Below are 21,839 nucleotides of genomic sequence, written 5' to 3'. Positions count from 1 at the left end.
ACCCCAATTGTTGGACACCATCTAACAATTGGAGGTGCAGTTTTTGTATGGCTAAATTCACTGGAGAAGATAAACTAGTAATTGTTAAACGCTATTTAGCTGGTGTGGAGAGTTATAGTACGATTGTGAGGTATATTGGGACATCAGACAGTGTTATAAGAAATTGGGTAATGCATGGTGCAGAAGTGTTATTTAGGAAATCCTATACAAGTTACTCAGTGCTATTGAATATAAGTACTCATTCGTATTATAAGGTCAGCCAGCTATTTAATCTGGTCCTTTTTTACAATGATTATTATGCTTTTAAATGTTCATCTAAAAATTCAAGTACGGCCTTGTAACCGTTTATTTTATTTTCCATTTTCATAAATCCGTGTCCCTCATCAGGGAACACTACATACTCAACAGGTACATTATTTTTTTTCAGTGCAGCTACGATTTCATCAGATTCAACCTGAAGTACTCGTGGGTCATTTGCACCCTGCAGCACAATGAGTGGTTTATTAATTTTCTCCGCATGGAACAATGGTGAAATACTGCGTAAATACTCAGTTTGTGTAAAAGGGTTACCTAATTTTTTATAAAGTGCATCTCGGTAACTTTCCCACCATGATGGGATGCTTTTTAATGTTCGTTCCCAATTTGAGACACCAAAAATGTCTACACCCACTTTAAACTCTTCCGGCCTGAATGCTAATGCAGCAAGCACCATAAATCCACCATAGCTATCTCCAATTATCCCGATTCTTTCTCCATTTATATAATCTTGCTCTCGAAGGAAATTTTTTGCCTGAATACAATCCTCCAAATCGATTTCCCCCTGCTTTAAATCTGCAGCACTAAAGAAAGACTTTCCATATCCAGAGCTTCCTCTGTAATTTACGTCTAAAATGGCATAACCTTGATTTGCCAGGTATTGAAATAATGGATAATATTCAGTACTAGACTGCCCTCCGGGGCCTCCATGAACAAATACTAGAGCAGGTGCTTTTTCACCTGCATTTACTACAGGCTTATAATAAATCGCAGGTATCTCTAATCCATCAAATGATGGATAGCGGATTACCTTAGCTACTACTAATTCCTTTGGATCAATTTCAGGATTTAAGGTATCAGAAAGCTTTTTTAATTCTTTTGATTCGAGATAATAGGCATACAAATTCGATGGTGCGTTTGAGCTATTTAATAGAAATGTTATTAATTCCTCGCTTTTAGAAAGCTGTATATTGACAATTTGTCCTTCAGGCAATGACGGAAGTTCAATCTGCTGGTGAGTGGTTAAGTTTATTATTTTAAATTCTGTTTTTGCATCAATGTTAATCGAGTAAACAAGATAGTGATAGTCACTTGAAAAAAATATAGTCGTAATATCCCAATTTTCTTTAGCCACTTCTACGGATTGGTTGGTATCGAAGTGATACTTTTTCAAATATTTAAATTCATAATTTTCGTCGGTTAAAAAGTAAAGAGAATCGGAATCTTCGCTGAAATTTTGAGGAAAATAATTAACATCTCCTTCATGAGCAGTTAAATGAGACAAACGATCGAACTCAAGGTCATATAAATAAATATCCGAATCATTTAAATTACTCACTTTTGCTAACGATATAAAACGCTTATCAGGTGATATGGATCCAAATTCATATCCGGCATTATTCGTAAAAATACAGGTTGATTCATATGTTTCGATATTCATTTCATAAACATCGATAAAACTTGGATTCCTTTTATTGGATCCATAGAAAAAGCTTTTCTCATCCTTACTCCAATCAAAAAATACCGCACGCTCGTTTTCTCCCGGAGTTAAATCAATAGCTTCCCCATTTTCATTTTGCACATAAATATGTAAAATTTCATTTCCGCCTTTATCACTTAAAAATAAAAAGCGATTATCTTTCGGAAAAAAAGAAACGGCATAGACTGCATTATCCGTTGAATAGGTAACCTGTTGCTGGCTATTATCCTCTAAAGAAACCATGTAAGCATTATAGATCCTACTTTTATCACTCGAATATAAAACTTTTTTTTCGTCGAAAGAAATGGAGTTCGATATAATAGATTCAGTGTTGAAAAAATGATCAATTGAATATTTTTTGACACTGGTATCCTTAGCATCTTTTGTCATCCTATTACCCCCTTTACAATGTTTTATATATATTCTCGTTAGAATATAAAAAACCTTTTTATTAGGGGTAGCGTCTGGAAAATACGCATATTTACAACGTTAAGGAAATTACAATATTAGAAAGCCCAATTTCTCAGCATTAAAATTGAGAAATTGGGCTTTTTTTCGTTACTCCAGAAAATCGATTGATGAAAAAGTTTGGATTCAATCCAAGCTAGACTCTTGAAGGCTTGATTTCAAGATACGTTTTTCTGGACTCATCGTTCCGAAAACTTTATACTAAATTATATGAATGGAGGTGCATGTAAATTGGGTAGAAATATTAGTTTTAACAAAGAACATGCTTTGAATAAAGCGATGTATTTATTCTGGGAAAAAGGTTATGACGCTACATATATCTCAGATCTTATTGAAACGATGGGAATAAGTCGATCTACTCTCTACGATAGTTTTGGAGATAAGGATGAACTATTTAAACTGGTTTTAGAACATTATAAAAACGTTGGCTCTCGGAAGAGAAATTTACTTTTTAGTGGTATAAACACTAAAGCATCACTTAAATCGTTTTTTTATCAACAAATTGAAAAATGCTATTCAGATGACATTCCCAAAAGTTGTATTATAACTAATTCTTCGCTGCTTATTGGACATATTGATCCTTCCATAGAAGAAATACTTCTGAATGATTTTAATGAACTTGAAAAAGTATTTAAACAAGTTATTGAAGAAGGAAAACAGAAAGGAGAAATTTCACAAGAGGCTAACTCTGAATTAGTTGCATATTCTTTATTAAGTTTAAATCATAGCCTTAATTTAATGTCCAGATATAAAAAAGAGAAATATCTTGCCTATAATCTAGTGGATAAGACTATTGCAGACCTATAGTCTTTCTTTTTTAAACATTTCGGAACGAACGTACCAAAAAAATAAGCGTAATCAAAAGGAATGATAACGTTGACTAAAAAGACAAATTTTCTACTATTTATTTTGGCAATTAGTTGCGGTTCACTTGCTGCTAATATTTATTATGCACAACCAATTGTCCAATTCATTGCAACTGATCTGAACATCTCTTCTGATTTATCTGGATTGCTTACTACCTTGACACAAATTGGGTATGGATTGGGCCTATTTTTTATCGTACCAATGGCTGACCTATTTAAAAGTAAGAAAATAATAGGAATTCTTATCGGGCTTATTATTCTTTCATTAATTGGTACGCTAATTTCAACAAATGGAATTGTTTTTTTACTATTAACAATCATAATTGGCATCGGAGCTTGTGCGGCTCAAATGTTAGTTCCACTAACAATGAGGATTGTACCTATAGAAGAGACTGGTAAATATGTAGGTAAAGTGATGAGTGGTTTATTGATTGGGATTATGATTGCTCGCCCATTATCTATCGGAATAGCTGACTGGTTCGGCTGGAGAATGGTATTTCTTTTTTCATTAATAACGCTAGTTGCCGTATTACTGCTAATTATTAAATTCTTGCCCAACTATGAAGTAGTATCAACTAGTAACATGTCATACCCAAATTTAATAGCTTCTATGGTGAAGCTATTAATAAATACATCTCCTTTACAACAAAGAGCTTTTTATCACGCATGTTTATTTGCAACATTTAGTCTTTATTGGACAGTTATCCCAATTTTATTAAGGTCTGAGCCATTACATTTTTCAAATAATGAAATTGCATTAATTGGCTTTGTTGCAATAGCTGGAGCTTTATTAACTCCTACTATTGGTAAAATAGCAGATAAAGGTTATATTTTTACAATGACTAATATATCAATGGCGCTCGTACTATTATCTATCTTACTTTTATTTTTTGTTCAAGATCATTCACTATTTAGTGTGATTTTACTCCTTATCTCCGGCATTAGCATTGATATCGGTGTAGCAGGAAATTTATTATTAGGACAAAAAGTTATCTTTGGTTTGAATCCCGAGATAAGAAACAGACTTAATGGATTATATATGACTATTTTCTTTTTGGGAGGAGCCTTTGGTTCATGGATTGGAAGTTATACTTACTATAAATTTAATAGTGAAGTAACTTTACTCATTGGAACAGCTTTGCCTTTAATCGCCTTATTAGTTCATTTAATAAAAAATAATACAATAAATTTATCAAAAACCAAAAGTAAATACATGTCCTAACTATTAATGTAACCCAAAAGTTAGAGTGAAAATCTAATTTTCGGGGTAGCATTAGCATTTTCTTCTACATCAGAAACAAATTAATCACTATCATATTGTGTAATTACAACAACATTATTCCCTCTTCCCAGTGGACTTTTATACTTAATAAAATATAAAGAAGCACCATGCTTATTTATAAATAACGCCTCGATTATTGAAAAGTAATCCAGCCTATCCACCAGTGAACAGGCTGGATTACATTATTAGTTCAGAAACTATAAACGTAAAAAATAATTTCATAATTAGGGTTTAAATATAACAAGGATCATTAAAATAAACTATCTCAGAAAGAATTTTGTCGCCTTTTATCTTCCTAAAAGCCTCCCTCGCCTCTTTTTCTGTATTAAATTCGTACATCTTCATATTTTCATTTAAAAAGATAGTAATTACCCACACGAATAGTTCCTCCATTTATAACCTAAATTTTTTTATAATTAAGAAAATAATTTACATTTTATCCAATTTCTTTTTACAAAATTATATTATTTAAGCTAATTTAGAGGTAAACTCATAATTTTTCTTTGTAAATGCATAACCTTCCAAAATCATACGGGCTGTACGTACTACCTTGATTGCACTAATACTTCCAGCTATTAACTCAACCTTGGTTTCCATGATCCCAGCAGGATGTCCTAACCTGACAACTTCTTGATTTACTTTTACAATATCGGATAAGATTGAATCTTTTAAAAATGCTCCTGCAGTGGTACAGATGGCACCTGTTATAGCAAGTGCTTGATGTGGTTTTTGCATGGACATCATTCTGATTGTGCAGTCCATATCTGAAGCTTTTCTTTCCACTCCTGTTACATCAATATAATCCATAGGAGGAGCAATAATTGTCATTTTAGGGACAGCAGGTGATTTTTTTGTTGCATCCTCTTTTGAAGAAAATTGGCACATTTCGGCTGCAATTGATCTAATATTCTCTAGTTCTGTTAGCTTTTTTTGTGTAATTTCATGAGGTAGTTCAGTACCCGTAAGACCGACATCTTTGGCATTAACAAAAACTAATGGATTAGCAACATCGATAATAGAAACATTTATAGGGCCTTTAGGTGATTGAATGACATCAATAGAGTTTCCAGTTGGAAATAGTTTTCCTGTTACTGCACCTTCAGCATTAGTGAATGAAAGATAGATAGGAGAACCTGTTCCTGGTACTCCAGGGATTGCACACATACCTTCAGTTTTTACTTGGCCATTTTCAACTTCTACCTCAGCAATAATGACCTTTTGAGTATTTGTATTAAATATTCTAACTGTTGTAATAGGCTCAATTGCTGGTACTAGGCCTTGTTCAATTGCATAGGGACCTACCGCAGAAGAAATATTTCCGCAGTTTCCTTTGAAATCAACTAATTGATTTTCAATACTTATTTGGGAAAATGTGTATTCAATATCAATCTCTTCTAGTTCTGACTTTTTGATAATTGCAGCTTTACTAGTTAATGAATTTGCCCCACCAAGGCCGTCAATTTGTCTATGGTCTGGACTTCCCATAATATCCAATAAAAATTCATCCCAAAGCAAACGATCAGTCGGCATATCTTCAAAATTAATAAATACCGCTTTACTAGTTCCACCACGCATAACAACAACAGGTACTCTCATCCAAATTACCACCTTTTCTTATTCACTTTTTAAAAAGTACCGGTGCTTTTAAAATTATAGTATGACATGTGTTATCATAAGTAAAATAGATAATTTATTAAAAAAATACAAAAAAAAACTTATAATCAGTTGATGGAGATGAACATTATGGATGAAAAAGATTGGAATGCGATCCGAATTTTATATCAAGAGAAAAATATTAGCCGTGCATCAGAACGTTTATATATTTCACAACCTGCATTGACTTACAGACTTAAAAATTTAGAAAAGGAGTTTGGGACTAGATTATTTTTTAAAATAAAAGGGGGAATTGAGTTTACTTCTGAAGGCATACATTTAGTTGAGTATTCCGAAGAAATGATAAATAAGTTACAAAAAACGAAAGACTATATGATTAATATGCAAAATGAGGTAAAAGGAACATTAAGGTTAGGAGTTTCAAGTAACTTTGCTCAATATAAGCTTCCCAAGATATTAAAAAAGTTTTCAACTAAATTCCCCAATGTACAATTTAATATAAATACAGGTTGGAGTACCGATATTATTAACCTTCTTAATTCTGCTACTGTGCAATTAGGAATTTTACGTGGAAATTATGAATGGTATGGAAAAAAAGTATTATTACATAAAGAAAGACTTTGTTTGATTTCTAAAAAAGAAATAGACATGGAAAATTTACGTGAACTGCCATTTATTAATTACAAAACGGATAGTTCTCTAAAAGCTCTAATTACCGGTTGGTGGCATGACAGATTTTCCGAACCGCCATTTGTTATGATGGAAACAGACAGACTAGAAACATGTAAAGAAATGGTCAAAAATGATTTAGGTATTGCAATTGTACCTGAAATTTGTCTTCAACCTTCAGATAACCTCCAAATACATGAATTATTCTATAACAATGGAGAACCAGTATTTAGATATACATGGTTAATGTATAATCAAGATTCATTAAAGCTCTCGATTGTAAAAAATTTCATAGATTTTTTAAATGAAAATCCAAATATTTAATAAAAATTTCTTTATTTAAGGCTGTTTTCGCAAACTTTGTTGCTTTTAAAATAGTATTGGGTTGGTTGATTGGCGCTTCAGGATGCTCGCTTTCCGTGGGGCGGGCGATGAGCCTCCTCAGCGCGAAGCGCTTGCGGGGTCTCATCTGTCCCGCTACTCCCACAGGAGTCTCGCACCTTCCGCACCAATCAACCTAATCAGTTTTGTTCAAAAACAACAATCTTTTAGAAAAGAGCCTTATTTAAAGAGGAATTTAAAGTAATTCCCTTATCTATCATCTTGATTATAAGTTTTTTTTTAGAAAAATCTCAAAAAATATATATTTTACTTATTAATCCACGTATTATATTCTAAAAACACGAAATATTCTTAAATTCTAATCTAGGGATGTAGTAAATCAAAACTCTATTTCTGGAATATTTCCAATATGTTTTGTAAGCGATTTCTTTATTTTAGGAGGGGATTAAAATTCTTACTTTTTTAGGAATTTCAATGGTTGTCGTTTTTACTTATTTGATCATGGCAAAAAAATTATCTCCTGTTACAGCTCTTGTTATTGTGCCAATAATATTTGCAGTAATTGGTGGGTTTGGCTTAGAGCTCGGGGGTATGATGCTAGATGGCTTAAAAGAAGTTGCTCCTTCAGCTGCCTTATTATTGTTTGCTATTTTATTTTTTGGAATTTTAATCGATGCAGGCTTATTTGACCCACTAATTAATAAAATGATGAAATTCGTTAAAGGAGATCCCGTTAAAATTGCTATTGGAACCGCAATAATCGCTATGACCGTTGCATTAGATGGCGATGGAACGACAACTCATATGATTACTATTTCTGCTATGTTGGCACTTTATCTTCGAATTGGTATGAACCCACTTGTACTTGCAACAATTTCTTTACTTTCTGTCAGCATAATGAGCGGTATGACTCCTTGGGGAGGACCAGCTACAAGAGCCATTGCCTCTTTAGGTCTTGATGCTAATGAGTTTTTCCTCCCACTTATACCAACAATGTTATCAGGAATGGGATGTATTCTTTTTATAGCTTTTGTTCTTGGAAAAAAGGAAAGAGCAAGAATTGGTGTTATTAATGTCGAGGAAATTCCACATCAATCATTAAAATTGAGCGAGGTTGCTGCCACTTTTGCCCTGCAAGATGATATTAAACGCCCTACATTAAGATGGGTAAACTTCATTTTAACAGTAACGATTATGGTGGTTTTAGTCATGGGGTTAATTTCAGCTCCAATCCTATTTCTAATTGGATTTGTACTCGCTGCTATGATTAACTATCCAAATTTAGAAGAGCAAAAAGAACGTATTTTATCACATGCAGGAAATGCTTTAACTGTTGTCATATTAGTGTTTGCCGCTGGTATCTTCTCAGGAATTTTTTCCGGAACAAAAATGGTAGACGCAATTTCAAATGCATTAGTATCGATCATTCCAGAATCTGTAGGTTCCTTTTTTCCTCTTGTCGTGGCACTAACTAGCATGCCATTTACTTTCGTTTTATCCAACGACGCTTATTACTTTGGAGTTTTGCCAATTCTAGCTGAAGCAGGAGCAGCTTATGGGGTAAGTCCTTTAGAAATTGCAAGAGCTTCCATATTAGGGCAACCTGTACATTTTCTAAGTCCTCTTGTTGCATCTACTCTTTTACTAGTAGGAATGGTTAAAACAGACATCGGGGAATTTCAGCGCTATGCGTTTAAATGGACTCTTCTTTGTTCGGTAGTCATTATTGCTGTTGCTTTTTTAACAAGTTCTATCAGCTAACCTTTATTCCTTTGTGATTTTTCAACTTAAATTCCAATAATAAAGCTGAGCCATTCAAATTCAGTTACGAACCTGATCTGGATGGCTCTTTTTTTATGATTATGAAATAATCTATACATTAAATAATAAGCATTAGAATTAGTCTAACTCTCTTTTCCCTCTGAGATATTGTCATATACCTTTATTTTAGTAACCACTTTCACAATCGTTTTTGCAAGATTCATTACAGTATACAATCTTGTATCATTTAAAAATTGTGAAGTTGGCAAAGGATCTATATAATTAACAAATCCCACGAAATGGTAATCCCCTACTTCAGGGAGCATCTTTTCAAGTGCTTTTCCAGGAGTTAATGGTCCCTCTTTAAACATCACATAGCCCACTTGATTTTTATCACCAATGGATGAATCAATACTAAAAATAAGAGGCTTTTTAAATTGTTTATTGATTTCCTTTAATATCCCTTTTAAATTAAATGCATGTACGGGCTCTTCTAATGTTCCATAAACACGAAAAGGAACTTGACTATCTTTAAGCATCGTTCCTACTAATGGTCCTAATGAATCACCAACATATCGATCAGAACCTATACATAAAAAGACAATATCTTTATCCTCTCGTGATGAATTTTGAATAATTTCTTTCATTTTAAGTGCTAATACTTCAATATCTTTTTCTTCTGTACTTCCATTAGATTTCAAATTATATGAATATTTTTCTAGATTCTTTTGTTCTTTTTTATAATAATAAGACACACTATTATCACCCTTAATGTTATTTTTTCCGTAAACTATAAATAAAGTTATTGAAATAATTATAACGTTTAATAAAAAAATAAAACAATACTAACTATGCAGATAGATGAGAATGAGATTTCTTCTTGACCTCCCAATATCTTAAAAATCTAAATAGAGGAGGAAGAGTAATGCATACAGTGACGACCCTGAGCACTTGTACTGCTATGACAAATGTAGCATCACCATTAAGCACAAGAGCAGTTGTTGTCATCTCTGCAATTCCACCTGGTGCAAAAGCTAAACCTGCAGTCAGAAATGTTATATCCGTTACAATCGATACAAAATAAGCGCATATAAATACAGAAACAATTAAGCCTATTGTACTCAAAAATGAAATTATTAAAGTTCTATTTAACCCTATAAACATATTTTTATGAAAACGCGAGCCGATGCTTGCACCAATAAAAATTTGTGATACGATCATTAAACTTTGCGGCCACCAAGTTACAAGTTCATATCCAAAAAGTTCTGAGCCAAAAGATTTGACAATAGCAACACTAACCATACTACCAATCAGCCATGGAGCTGGAAACTTCAAAAATTCCCCTATATAATATCCACTCCACGCTATACATACAAACAAAATTGTAAAAGCAAGCTGTTCAATTCCAAATTTTGTTAATTCCGTTGAGATAGTATAGTTGTTTGCATTAGCCTCAGAATGACTATTCAAGAAAGATATAATTAGAGGAATCGTTAGGATAACTAAAAATACACGCATAGCCTGAATAATACTGACAACACCAGTGTTAGCACCAACCTCTTCTGCAATGCCAGGGATTGAGGAAAGGCCCCCAGGTGCAGTAGCAAAAAAACTTGTTAACATATCCAAATTGCTGTATTTCCATAAAACAAAACCTGAAAGTAAAGAAATAAAAATAGATAAAAGTAGCATTATGGTAATAGTTGACCAATTTTCATGAAAAATGTATAGAACAGAACTATTCACTTTCCGTCCTAATTCAATCCCTAAGATACACTGTCCAATATATAACCAATATTTTGGAATACCCTTTTGATTACGAGGTAATTGTAATAAATTCGGACGTAAAATTGAAAGAAAAGTTGCCATGAGGAGTGTCCCGATCATCCATCCAATAGGGAGACCAGTTAAAGAGAGAAATAATCCACCTACTCCGCTTACTGTTACAAACAACCCAAACTGAATAAAATCCCTATTTTTTTTCATTCCGAATCCTTCTTTCGATATTTTACTTAGGTGAAGTATTTTGTAATCTTTTCTTGATAAATCAAATATAGTATACTTTTAGAAATAATTAAAATATTGATTTATTATAATTATCCATAAATAATCTTGATAGTAGAAATGGAGGTTATTAGTTTGGATGAACGAGATTGGATGGTTTTGCAAACCCTCTATAAAGAAAAAAATATTACAAAGGCTGCTCAACTTTTGTATATTTCTCAACCGGCTTTGACAAACCGATTAAACCAATTAGAAAAGGAATTTGGCGTAATTATCGTAAATAGAGGAAGGCGTGGAGTTCAATTTACTCCACAAGGAGAGTATTTAGCCAAAAGTGCACAAGAAATGTTATTAACCATACAAAAAATTAAGGAAAATGTCCTTAATATGGAGGATAGAGTTGTAGGTACACTAAGATTGGGTGTTTCTAACTTTTTTACTGATTACATGCTTCCCAACCTATTAAAGCTATTCAAAGATCAGTATCCTAATATTGAATTTAAGGTAACGACAAACTTTAGCAGTCACATTGCTCAGTTAATTTACAATCAAAATGTCCATATTGGAATAGTTAAAGGGGACTTTATTTGGAAAGATCATAAACATTTATTATTTGAAGAATCCATTTGCATAGCTTCTAAAGAAAAAATAGACATACATGACCTTCCTAACTTGCCAAGAATTGATTATCATACTGACACGTCATTGAAGAATTCCATAGATAAGTGGTGGTCTGAAAATTTCACCCAACCCCCACTTGTCAGCATAGAAGTAGATAAAGCAGACACTTGTAAAAAAATGGTCATAAATGGATTAGGCTATGCTATTTTACCTAGTTTGATATTAAAGGATGTAAATGATATACATATAGCTGATATTAAATCTATTGATGGGAAACCTATTGTTCGTAAGACATGGATGATTTATCACGAGGATTCATTAAAATTAAACATTGTTAAGGCATTTGTTGATTTTATTGAAAAAGAATTTAGAGTGTAGCAATTAGTCGTAACAGATAATAGTCTATTAATAAAGTTAATAAGAAATCCTTTAATTAAATGCTTATCATGCCCTCCTTTTTTTACTATATTTTTATTAGCTAGAAAGAAAGCACCTACAAATAGTGTAGATGCTTTTCTCATACTTATTTATTATTGTTATCACCATTAGACGAGATCATGCCCTGTAAAAGAGACTTCTCCTCTTTTTGTTTTCTCTTAATGAATTAATAATACATAGTGAGGTTTTATTGGACCCAATCTCTATCTACAGGTCACTATTCCTTTACGGAACCAACCACAATACCTGTAATAAAATATTTCTGTAATATTGGATAGATTAGTAATAATGGAATAGTAGAAATGACGATTTTTGCAGCGTTTAAATTTCTATTTGAAACTTCCATTATATTTTCCAATTGACTTGAGTTTGCCCCTGCTTTTAATATATCTTGAATATCAATTGATAATGACTGAATATAAGTCATGATAGGGTAATTGCTAACTTTCGTCATGTAAATTAATCCTGAAAAGAAGTCATTCCAGTTTCCAACAATACTAAATAATGCAACCGTTGCTAGGGCTGGTAAGGAGATAGGAATATAAACCTTTATTAATATTTGCCATGGGTTAGCGCCGTCCATAATAGCTGCTTCTTCTAACGATTTGGGTACACCTATGAAGAAATTCATTACTAAAATAATGCTAAAAATTTGGACTGCTCCGGGTAATACCAAGGACCATATTGTATTTAGGAGATCTAAGTTTTTCACGACTAAATAAGTAGGAATCATGCCGCCATTAAACAACATCGCAAAAATAATAAGATTCATATATATATTTCTACCTCTAAAATTTCGTTTCGATTTAGAAAGTGGATATGCCATTAAGACAATTAATATCATATTAATAATAAGTGAAAGAATCACTCGTTGAATGGATATAGAAAATGAGCGCCAAAATTGTCCATCCTGCATGATCATCGTATATGCTTTTGTTGTAAAATTTATCGGTGTTAAACCTACGGCATTTGCCGCAACCGCCTCACTACTACTAAAAGAAATAGCGACAATATTCCACAATGGCAGGAGACAGATTAGCCCTAATAATATGACGATTGCATAGATGATTACTTTTCCTAATCGCGCGGAAAATGTTTTATTCTGTACCACAATCCCTCTACCTCCTTAGAATAACTTTCGATCTGTATATTTTTTAGCAGCATTGTTTGCTGATAATATTAAAACTAATCCTATTAATGATTTAAATAAACCAACTGCTGTACCAAAGCTATATTCACGGCCAATTAACCCGATTCGATATACATAGGTATCCAGAATGTCTCCTGTCTCATAAACCATGGGTGAATACAGGTTATAGATTTGATCAAAACCAGCATTCAAGATATTAGGGAGACTTAGAATAGCCAATAGAAGGATTATAGGCAACATGCCAGGAAGTGTAATGTGCCAAACTCTTTTCCACCAATTGGCTCCATCAATCCCTGCTGCTTCATGAAGCCCTGGGTCTATTGCAGTTATTGCAGCTAAGTATACAATGGAATTAAATCCAAATTCCTTCCAAACATCTGTACCAATTATTAATGGTTGAAATAGCTTATTACTTCCAAGAAAGTTCAGCTTTTCAAACCCAAAAAAAGTTAAAATTTGATTCACAGTTCCATCAAGATTAAACATATTTAACACAACAGATGCCAATACAACCCATGATAAAAAATGAGGTAAATATACAACGGTTTGAATTGATTTTTTTAACAGTTTAATCCTAACTTCGTTTAATAAAATTGAGAATACAATTGCCATTAAAGTTCCTAAGACTATTTTTCCAAGTGCGATTACAATTGTATTTGAAAATATTTGCCCGATATCAGGTAATGAGAACATATAAGTAAAATGATCAAATCCAACAAATTCAGAACCTAACAATCCTTTTGCTGGAATATAATCTTGAAAAGCCATGATGATCCCAAACATTGGGATATAACTAAAAATGAATAGAAAGATCATCCCGGGCAACAGCATAAGGTGATACGAGGCTTCAATTTTAGTCAATTTTCTTCCTTTTATCTTCTTTTGATAGATAGGCTCTATCCTTGTATTTGCATGCTCTATCGGTTTCATAATGATTTTCCCTCCTTATAGAATAAGGACTGCAAAGCAGCCCTTATTCCTTATTCATTACTCCTATCAGCATTTATTGCTTCGATTTCAGCGATGATTTCATCTCCGCCTTGACTTTTCCAATTTGATACAAAGGTATCAAAATATTCAAGAGGCTCAGCACCTGTTACAATTTTAATGAAGTCTTCTTCTTCTAATTTAAGAAGGTTCGCACCTTTTTTCTCTAATGTCTCCGTATTTCCGAAGTACACTGGATTTACCCAATTGAATTTATCCTCTTTTGTAAGTTTATCGATCAAACCCATACCTTTCACTCTAGAGTGATATTTTGACCAATCTGCCGTATCAGCATCACTAGGATTTTCGGTATATTTTTTAATACTAGTTGCTGCATCTCTTGCTTCAGATGAAGCGATTTCTCCCATCTCAATTTCACCGTTTACTGCACCCATTATAGTTGAATAGTCAAATAACAAATTATCTGATTTTAACACTTCGATATTAAACGGTCTCGTTGACCCATCAACACCAAGTTCTTTGTATTCTGCAACTTCTGGATAATCAGTTTCTAAGTCTTTTGAATTTGCTAGCTCGTCATAGAAGAGATTCAAAATCTCAATCGCTAATTCTGGATGTTCATAGTCTTTTCTGACAACGATAAAAGCACCAGTTGGGTTCGTGTGAGCAACGTTTACTTTTCCATTTTCATCTTCTAATGAATAAGCTTCGAAATCTGCATTCTTATCCATTTCTCTTACAGTTGATAATCCCCAGTCCGGAATATGCCATGGACCAGTAACTATACCTGTTTGTCCATTTGTTACAAGAGCCATTATGTCATCCCATGTTCTAGTTCCAAACTGTGGATCAAGGATCCCTTCCTTATACCAATCAGACAAGACACCTAGTGCTTGCTTAGTTCCCTCTGTTATTGAGCCATTCGTAATCTTTCCATTTTCATCTTCTAGCCAAAATCGAGGATAAGCATTAAAGATTCCAGCAATTGATGTCATATTAAGTGCAGAGCCTCCATAACTTCCGGAATTTAACCAGTAAGCCATAGGGATTCCGATTGGATTGCCCGTTTCCCCAGGATCATTTTCTATGAAAGCCTTCGCAGTTTTTTCTAGTTCATCTAATGTGATGCTACGATCACCATCACTATCAATTTCTAATCCTAACTTTTCCGTCCAGTCTTTTCTAATCCAAATCATATTAGGAGCTTCATCCCCTATTGTTGCTGGAAGTGCCATTAGTCGTTCGTCGAATGATGCATCTTCTAAACTTCGTCCATCATAAGAATCATATATATCTTTAATGTAATCGCTTGCATTTTCGTTATAAACATCCGTCAAATCTGCTATTAAGTCATTCTCAACTAACTCTTTCAATTCTTCTCTTGAATCGACTCGCATCATATCAGGTAGTTCTCCAGAAGAGATAGCAAGTGCAACCTGTCTCGTATAATCTTCTCCTTCACCTTCAAATGCATTTTCTATTTTCACACCTAATTTCTCTTCTACTAGACGGGTATAGGCATTATCTTCATAAGTATCACCTTCAGGTAATTTTGAATTAGCTGAAGTTACTCGCCCCATTTTAATGATTTTTTCTCCATTTTCTGATGCAGAATCCGCTGCATTGGATGGCTCTTTTTCTACACATGCCACTAAAGAAAATGTCATAATAGATGCCATAGATAGCATGGTAACCCTCTTAAATAATGAGTTGCGCTTCATTGTTCTCCCCCTCGTATATCTCCTTTTTGTTTAAGCCATGTCATTGGCACACTTTTAGTTTAATTGTTTTAGCGTTCTTCAAAAATATTAAATAAACCGTTTTCATGTACTTTTTTCCGGAACATTTATCTCTAATTGTTTTTAAAAAAACCTTAAATGATATAATGAACAAATATTATATCTTGGAGGCAAAAATATGTATCGAATCTTAATTGTAGATGACGAAAAAGACGAACGAAACGTCATTCGTTTTCTTCTAAATAAATACCGTTTTCAACTTGATATAATTGAAGCAAACAATGGAAAAGAGGCTCTTATTCAGTTAGAAAAACAGCCTATAAATATTTTATTTACAGATATTAAAATGCCCTTTATAGATGGGATTGAGTTGGCTACAAAAGCTAGAGAACTTTATCCAACTATTCAAACGATCTTTTTTAGTGGTCATGATGATTTTAACTTTATTAAAAAAGCTCTTTCATTAAGAGCTGTTGATTATATTTTGAAACCAGTAAAACCTGATGAATTTCAACAAACACTTTGTTCCGTCATACAAAATATTAAAACTCAGGAGAAAGAACGAGCACAAATAGAAGCAAATACTGAGCTTCTTAAAACCCATATTCTCAATCGTCTTATAAATAAGACTCCTTTGGAAAAGCTTAAAAATGAATACCCTTCCATAAATTTCGCCTATTTAAATGAATATTCTCAAATGATTTTAATGCAGTTTGATGAACCTTTTTTCGATCGACTTCCTAAGGAAAAAGACACTCTTTTCTTTTACCAACAAATCGAGGAAGCTATTCCAAACTTTTCTTGCGACTTTATTGATCTTAATCCTTTTCAGATTATATTGTTACTAAAGAAAAATCGGGATAACTCATTACACACTAAACAGATTGCAACCAGAATACAAAAAAAAATCCACTTAGAATATCGTATAAACTGTTTTATTTCAATAAGTAATGAAATCTCAGCTCCATATGAAATGCCTAGATTATACGAGGAGATGGAAAAGTATATAGAGGACCACTTTTTCTATTCTGACACCTATGCATATTCAAAAGAAGCAACATCAATCGAAAGTAAAAACTACCCTGAAACAGATGATGACCTACTACAGGCCATACAAAATGCCATTAAATTTGCAGATACCGTTAGTTTTAGACAAAATATGAATTCTTTGTTCGAAAAGTACCGTTCAAATCTAGAAATATCCCATGTATATGTGCGATTTTTATTTTCAAAACTATTACAGCTGCTTTGTCATGATCTACCCTTATATGATAAAAGAACAATTAATAAAACAATGGAGGCTATATATTCCTGTCATCATTTTTCTGATATAGAAGAAATTTTGATTTCGGTTCAAAATGAAATCACAAAAAGATTAGAGGAAGAAAAAAAATCTCCAAAACATGTTATCCAAATCGTAAAACAATATATACACGAACATTATCAAGAAGACTTATCTTTGAATTTATTGTCTGAACAAGTGTACTTATCACCTGGATATTTAAGTGAAATATTCATCCAAGAAACAGGTTGCGGAATCAATAAATATATTAAAAATCTAAGGATGGAAATAGCAAAAGATCTCCTCCATAGTACAAATATGAAAGTGAATGATATATGTCATAATGTAGGCTATCAAAATCTTTCATATTTCGTTCGTAGTTTTCGGGAACATTTCGGAGCAAGTCCAGAAAAATACCGGCAAATGGAAAGAAAAATGAAAGAGAATTCTTAATATGAACAAAATAAAAGTCTGGTTTAAGAACTTAAAATTCAGAAATAAAATTTTATTTATCTGTTTACTAGCAGGTCTACTCCCAGTCATTACATTGGGAAGTTTTTGGTATAATCAGATTCAACATTTATTTATTACACGCGAAAATGAAGTGTTAGATGAATCTCTTAATCAAGCAATCTCCAGTCTTGATTATAAAGTAAATACTTATTTTGATGCTATGAATCATATAGTTTGGAATGAAGATGTAAAAAGAGGAGTTACATCTCATTATGACAATAACTATGAAATGTTTTTATTCTATCACTATACACTAGATCCTCTATTAAACACTTCAAAATTTTTACAAACGGATATCAATAGAATTACGATATATAGTAATAATAAAATGCATTCACACGGTGAGAGCCTTCGTCCTTTATCAGATATTGAACAATACAGTTGGTTTGAAAGTATTTCGAAAGCGACCACACCAAAACTAATTGTATCAGCTAAAGAGGAGACATTCGAGGTTGCGAGCCAATTATTTGATCGTCATCATAATACGACTAATATCGTTTACATGGATATCGATTATGAAAATGTGTTTGAATCAATGTCCACCTTATATGAAAACAACTACGGACTAATTATTCTTGATGAAAATGATCTGCCTGTGTTCCAAATAAACAAATTTTCAGAAAAGAATAAGTCTTTTGCGCTAACAGAAAACGAATTGCTAAAACAATTAAGCGAAAATTCCATAGAAGAACAGTACATATATAAGAAAGCTGAACTTATACCCTATAACTGGACAGCATATCTATATCGTCCTATAGGTACAGTCTCTGCCTCTTCTTATGAACTTGAATTCACATTTTTTATCGTCGTTCTTTCTTCAATCCTAATCTTGTTTTTATCAATCTATTTTCTTTCAAAAGTGGTAGTCCGGCCGTTAATCATGCTATCAAAAAATATGGAACAGATTGAAAAAGGGGAATTGGTCGTAACTGTTACCAACACTGCATCTGACGAAATCGGTAACTTAATTCAAAAATTCGGAAATATGGTTCATAAATTACAAACCATGATTAATGAAGTATACAAAAGTAAAATCGCTCGTCAAGAATATGAGATGAAAGCATTACAAGCTCAAATTAATCCTCACTTTTTCTATAACAGTCTATCGCTGATCAACAGCAAGGCAATTATGGCTGATCAAGAGGATATTAGTCAAATGGCTCAATACCTTTCATCGTTTTACCGTACGACGTTGAATCAAGGAAAAAGTATCATCTCAGTCAAAGATGAACTCGAAAATACAACTTCTTATATTCAAATTCAACGAATGATGCATTCCTATTCATTTGAAGTTCATTGTGAAGTAGAGAAAGATATCCTTGATTACACGATGATTAATCTTCTTTTACAGCCGTTAGTAGAAAATGCCATAAATCATGGGATTGATCACAAAGAAACATCCGGTAAAGGAGTTTTAACGATATCAGGCAAACAAAATGAGGATAACTTGATTTTCACAGTATCTGATAATGGTTGTGGAATAGTCCCTGAAAAGCTAAAAACAATTTTAACAAATAAAACAGAAGGATATGGAGTAAGGAATGTCCACGACCGCGTACAACTTTCTTACGGTCAAAAGTTTGGTTTAGCTTATCAGAGTGAAATAAATGTAGGAACAACAGTAACCCTCACCATTCCTAAAAGACTGTAAAAACAATTGATTAGATGTATTGCTATAATTTTTTCAGTTTGTAAAAAATGAGATAAAGAAAAAACACCCCTTGAGTCGTATTAGTTATCTAAACGATTTTGGAGGTGTTTTTCTTTATGAAACAAGAGTTCACTACCACGAGGAACTCTTTGTCACCTAATCTCTGATCACCCATTTATCTTAATTGAAAATCAAAACTAAGTGTCACCTTAAAGCACATAGGTATTCATTTTACTAGCCTTTGGCTGTGTCAGTTATTTGTTGCATTAAAAGATTTATAATGCAACGGAATTAATGATTCTTTCTCGACTTTTTGATAAAGTTTCTTTACAAATTTGCTTAACTCTAGAATAATTTTCCGAACAAATAGCTTCATAAATTAATTTATTCATTTGATTGGCAGAATAATGCTTTTGGTTAGGGGTCAATTTCCAATTAACCATAGCCATTCGTACAAATTTATCTTTCAAGGAATCCATGAAGTCCAACATTGTATTATTGTTAGCAGATGCAATCATACAACGAGTAAAAAGAATGTAGTTTTGAATATATTCATAGTAATCTATATTCTTTTCTGCTTCAAACTGGAGGTCTAAATACATTTTCAATTCCTCAAGATCGAAGCGGTTGCCCCTCACTGCTACTTCATCTACAGAGAAATCTTGTAAAAGTAAGATTACTTGCGAAAGGTCTAACATTTCTTTCATTGAAATCTCTTTCACTATAATTCCACGATTTTTAATTGTTGCGACAAATCCCTCTGACTCTAAACGGGAGATTGCAACTCTAATTGGAGTGCGACTCATGTTTAGTTCTTTTGCTAATCCATTTTCCGATAGAAACTGTCCTGGCATAAAAGTTGCATTAATTAAATTTTCGCGAATTTTCGTATAAGCTATATCAACCAGTGAGTGTTGGGTCATTTTTACAATTCCTTTCAAACAGAATTACACACTAATTCTATATAAATCTATAATGATCCGCAAGATCATTTAGACTACTATCGTCTAATGGGAAGGAAGATCAATCAAGATTATCCTATTCACTTAATAAATTTCCTTTTAATAAGTTATATTGATAGAACCATCATAACATTATTGTTGTAAGTTAATTATTTTATTAATTGAACAAAAAAAGAAGTGCTTTAACACTTCTCCTTTTTACCTTCTGGATGTCACTATGATGCAACAGTTTCACCTAGACCTATTAATCGTCCCCTTACTCGATCAATCACATCCTGCCCCACACCTTTTGTCAGTAAATATTGTCCAACACTTTGATAAGTATGAAGGATGTATTCATATGCTCTTATGATATAGTCACGATTTGAATACATGTACTCCCTTGGAATATCTCCATAAGGATTTTCAATCTGATGAATGGACTCAAGGTTCGTGTAGGTTACTTCATAATTTGAGACAATATCTTTCTTTTCTACTCCCGCTAAGCCTAACAGCAGCATGGCTAAGATCCCTGTTCGATCTTTTCCGGCCGCGCAATGAAAAACGATGCAGCCTGCTTTTGCTTGAGCGATCACATCAAAAATTCTTTTTACAGAATCGTTTTTTTGCTCCAATAAATCAATATAAAAATCTCCCATTGTAATCTCATATGAAGTTACAGTAATATCTGAAACGTTCTCGGTAATAAATGGGATGTTATAGTATTCACAAAAATCCTCTTCCGCAAGTGGATTTTTATGTGTTTCAATTTCATCTTCTCCTCGCAGATCAATGACAGTTTTCACTCCATACTCTCCTAAAAAGTCGATTTCCTCTTTAGAGAGTTTGCTCATATCACTTGATCTTAAAAACGAGTGCCACTTTGTTTGGTCCCCACATTCGGTACTGTATCCACCTAATTCCCTACAGTTTTCTAGACTATCAATGGGCAAGCGGACCCAATTTAATTTAGCATTTTTCATCATCTTAGTTTCCTCCTACAATCAACTGTTTCCAAATTTAATCTTATTTTTCATCTTCGTCATCACCAGTTCAAGCACAACCATGAGTAAACAAATCATAATGACAATCGTGGTTGTTTGTGCATAGTTATACGTATTAATCGCTTGTGTCAATAAAAGACCAATCCCGCCAACCCCAATGATTCCTAAACCGATTGATTCTGAAACATTGGTTTCAAAGCAAACGGTAATCCAAGCAACAAAAGCGGTAATACAAAGCGGGATCAATCCGTGATAAATAATTTTAAACCAAGAAGCACCGGTTGCCTTCATCGCTTCAATAATCTCGCTGCCTGTCTCTTCTATACTCGCTGTAAAAGTTTTGGTTAGATAGCCGACAGCTGAAATCAAAATCGCAACAAATCCTGACACATTGCCAAACCCTAGACTCGCAATCACCATTAGCCCCCATACCAGCGAAGGAACAGAGCGAATGATGGCAAAAAAACCTTTTATAAAAATCGCTAAGTATCGATTCGGTGCAATATTTGATGCTGCTAAAAAACTTAAAAACATGGCTAAAAAAACAGCTACAACCAATGTTAACAAAGCCAATGCTAAACTGGTCACAATATTCAAAAGTGCATCAGGAACAATTGAAAAATCGACAGCCATCATTCTACTTAAGACGACGGGAACATTTTCTAACCGTTCATAAAATTTTTGCATATCTAAATTGATAAGCTTTACAGCTGCAAAAAACACAGCTCCCAAAATAAGAACAAGAAGAATCGACTTACCAACACTTCCTTTTGAAGTGACTCGAATGTGCTCCATTGTGTTTTCAATCTCC

General features: G+C 33.1%; 17 protein-coding genes. 7 read left to right on the top strand and 10 right to left on the bottom strand.

Translation table 11 applies throughout. The features are described from left to right. Window positions 1-295: 295 nt before the first annotated feature. A complete protein-coding gene (locus HUW50_RS15255) occupies window positions 296-2,125 on the bottom strand; it encodes an alpha/beta hydrolase family protein (RefSeq protein ID WP_066324325.1) in 1,830 nt (609 codons plus the stop codon). Window positions 2,126-2,434: 309 nt separating this feature from the next. Here HUW50_RS15255 and HUW50_RS15250 point away from each other — a divergent pair, with 309 nt between their 5' ends. Continuing rightward, window positions 2,435-3,010, top strand: a complete 576-nt coding sequence (locus HUW50_RS15250) for a TetR/AcrR family transcriptional regulator (protein WP_066324324.1) — start codon at window positions 2,435-2,437, stop codon at window positions 3,008-3,010. Between the two features lie 60 nt (window positions 3,011-3,070). After that, window positions 3,071-4,291, top strand: coding sequence for an MFS transporter (locus HUW50_RS15245; protein WP_185653002.1), 1,221 nt, complete (start codon window positions 3,071-3,073; stop codon window positions 4,289-4,291). 528 nt (window positions 4,292-4,819) lie between these two features. On the opposite strand, the gene HUW50_RS15240 is transcribed toward HUW50_RS15245, so the two are convergent. Further along, entirely contained in the window at window positions 4,820-5,947 is a 1,128-nt protein-coding gene (locus HUW50_RS15240; RefSeq protein ID WP_066324318.1) for a 2-methylaconitate cis-trans isomerase PrpF family protein, read from the bottom strand. Window positions 5,948-6,094: 147 nt separating this feature from the next. Between HUW50_RS15240 and HUW50_RS15235 the strand changes: the two genes are divergently transcribed. Continuing rightward, a complete protein-coding gene (locus tag HUW50_RS15235; protein ID WP_066324314.1) occupies window positions 6,095-6,958 on the top strand; it encodes a LysR family transcriptional regulator in 864 nt (287 codons plus the stop codon). Window positions 6,959-7,426: 468 nt separating this feature from the next. Further along, entirely contained in the window at window positions 7,427-8,737 is a 1,311-nt protein-coding gene (locus tag HUW50_RS15230; protein WP_066324308.1) for a CitMHS family transporter, read from the top strand. Window positions 8,738-8,880: 143 nt separating this feature from the next. Here HUW50_RS15230 and yyaC read toward each other — a convergent pair whose 3' ends face one another. Together yyaC and HUW50_RS15220 are read right to left on the bottom strand one after the other, a co-directional pair. Beyond that, window positions 8,881-9,492 carry a spore protease YyaC gene (gene yyaC, locus HUW50_RS15225; protein ID WP_066324305.1) on the bottom strand — a complete coding sequence of 204 codons (612 nt, stop codon included), beginning with the start codon at window positions 9,490-9,492 and terminating at the stop codon, window positions 8,881-8,883. Window positions 9,493-9,586: 94 nt separating this feature from the next. Continuing rightward, window positions 9,587-10,723: an AbrB family transcriptional regulator gene (locus tag HUW50_RS15220; RefSeq protein WP_185653001.1), complete on the bottom strand. Its 1,137-nt coding sequence runs from the start codon at window positions 10,721-10,723 to the stop codon at window positions 9,587-9,589. A 153-nt stretch (window positions 10,724-10,876) separates the two neighbouring features. On the opposite strand from HUW50_RS15220, the gene HUW50_RS15215 reads away from it, so the two are divergent. Then, entirely contained in the window at window positions 10,877-11,740 is an 864-nt protein-coding gene (locus tag HUW50_RS15215) for a LysR family transcriptional regulator (protein WP_066324299.1), read from the top strand. A 277-nt stretch (window positions 11,741-12,017) separates the two neighbouring features. Here the strand turns inward: HUW50_RS15215 and HUW50_RS15210 are convergent, their stop codons facing one another. From HUW50_RS15210 to HUW50_RS15200, 3 genes are all read right to left on the bottom strand, one after another. Further along, window positions 12,018-12,911, bottom strand: coding sequence for a carbohydrate ABC transporter permease (locus tag HUW50_RS15210; protein ID WP_066324296.1), 894 nt, complete (start codon window positions 12,909-12,911; stop codon window positions 12,018-12,020). Window positions 12,912-12,926: 15 nt separating this feature from the next. Then, a complete protein-coding gene (locus HUW50_RS15205) occupies window positions 12,927-13,781 on the bottom strand; it encodes an ABC transporter permease (RefSeq protein WP_066325744.1) in 855 nt (284 codons plus the stop codon). A 149-nt stretch (window positions 13,782-13,930) separates the two neighbouring features. Beyond that, on the bottom strand, window positions 13,931-15,619 hold the full coding sequence (locus HUW50_RS15200) for an extracellular solute-binding protein (protein ID WP_185653000.1): 1,689 nt from the start codon (window positions 15,617-15,619) through the stop codon (window positions 13,931-13,933). Between the two features lie 196 nt (window positions 15,620-15,815). Between HUW50_RS15200 and HUW50_RS15195 the strand changes: the two genes are divergently transcribed. Further along, window positions 15,816-17,372: a response regulator transcription factor gene (locus tag HUW50_RS15195; RefSeq protein WP_066324287.1), complete on the top strand. Its 1,557-nt coding sequence runs from the start codon at window positions 15,816-15,818 to the stop codon at window positions 17,370-17,372. A 1-nt stretch (window position 17,373) separates the two neighbouring features. After that, on the top strand, window positions 17,374-19,083 hold the full coding sequence (locus tag HUW50_RS15190) for a sensor histidine kinase (RefSeq protein ID WP_066324272.1): 1,710 nt from the start codon (window positions 17,374-17,376) through the stop codon (window positions 19,081-19,083). 275 nt (window positions 19,084-19,358) lie between these two features. Here HUW50_RS15190 and HUW50_RS15185 read toward each other — a convergent pair whose 3' ends face one another. From HUW50_RS15185 to HUW50_RS15175, 3 genes are all read right to left on the bottom strand, one after another. Next, window positions 19,359-20,006, bottom strand: a complete 648-nt coding sequence (locus HUW50_RS15185; RefSeq protein WP_066324269.1) for a GntR family transcriptional regulator — start codon at window positions 20,004-20,006, stop codon at window positions 19,359-19,361. A gap of 254 nt (window positions 20,007-20,260) precedes the next feature. Beyond that, window positions 20,261-21,010: a tyrosine-protein phosphatase gene (locus HUW50_RS15180; protein ID WP_066324266.1), complete on the bottom strand. Its 750-nt coding sequence runs from the start codon at window positions 21,008-21,010 to the stop codon at window positions 20,261-20,263. 18 nt (window positions 21,011-21,028) lie between these two features. Then, window positions 21,029-21,823 (bottom strand): PhnE/PtxC family ABC transporter permease, encoded by a 795-nt coding sequence (locus HUW50_RS15175; RefSeq protein WP_066324256.1) that lies wholly within the window; start codon window positions 21,821-21,823, stop codon window positions 21,029-21,031. Window positions 21,824-21,839 lie beyond the last annotated feature (16 nt).

The organism is Metabacillus sp. KUDC1714 (assembly GCF_014217835.1).
Classification (GTDB): Bacteria; Bacillota; Bacilli; order Bacillales; family Bacillaceae; genus Metabacillus; species Metabacillus rhizosphaerae.
This window is presented reverse-complemented; position numbering and strand designations above follow the sequence as displayed.

Excerpts from the sequence above, each read along its gene's own strand:
- HUW50_RS15180 (WP_066324266.1), bottom strand. The coding sequence starts at position 21,010 with ATGATGAAAAATGCTAAATTAAATTGGGTCCGCTTGCCCATTGATAGT.
- HUW50_RS15255 (WP_066324325.1), bottom strand. The coding sequence starts at position 2,125 with ATGACAAAAGATGCTAAGGATACCAGTGTCAAAAAATATTCAATTGAT.
- HUW50_RS15205 (WP_066325744.1), bottom strand. The coding sequence starts at position 13,781 with ATGCTGTTGCCCGGGATGATCTTTCTATTCATTTTTAGTTATATCCCA.
- HUW50_RS15245 (WP_185653002.1), top strand. The coding sequence starts at position 3,071 with ATGATAACGTTGACTAAAAAGACAAATTTTCTACTATTTATTTTGGCA.
- HUW50_RS15200 (WP_185653000.1), bottom strand. The coding sequence starts at position 15,619 with ATGAAGCGCAACTCATTATTTAAGAGGGTTACCATGCTATCTATGGCA.
- HUW50_RS15175 (WP_066324256.1), bottom strand. The coding sequence starts at position 21,823 with ATGGAGCACATTCGAGTCACTTCAAAAGGAAGTGTTGGTAAGTCGATT.
- HUW50_RS15195 (WP_066324287.1), top strand. The coding sequence starts at position 15,816 with ATGTATCGAATCTTAATTGTAGATGACGAAAAAGACGAACGAAACGTC.
- HUW50_RS15240 (WP_066324318.1), bottom strand. The coding sequence starts at position 5,947 with ATGAGAGTACCTGTTGTTGTTATGCGTGGTGGAACTAGTAAAGCGGTA.
- HUW50_RS15235 (WP_066324314.1), top strand. The coding sequence starts at position 6,095 with ATGGATGAAAAAGATTGGAATGCGATCCGAATTTTATATCAAGAGAAA.
- HUW50_RS15185 (WP_066324269.1), bottom strand. The coding sequence starts at position 20,006 with ATGACCCAACACTCACTGGTTGATATAGCTTATACGAAAATTCGCGAA.
- HUW50_RS15220 (WP_185653001.1), bottom strand. The coding sequence starts at position 10,723 with ATGAAAAAAAATAGGGATTTTATTCAGTTTGGGTTGTTTGTAACAGTA.
- HUW50_RS15190 (WP_066324272.1), top strand. The coding sequence starts at position 17,374 with ATGAACAAAATAAAAGTCTGGTTTAAGAACTTAAAATTCAGAAATAAA.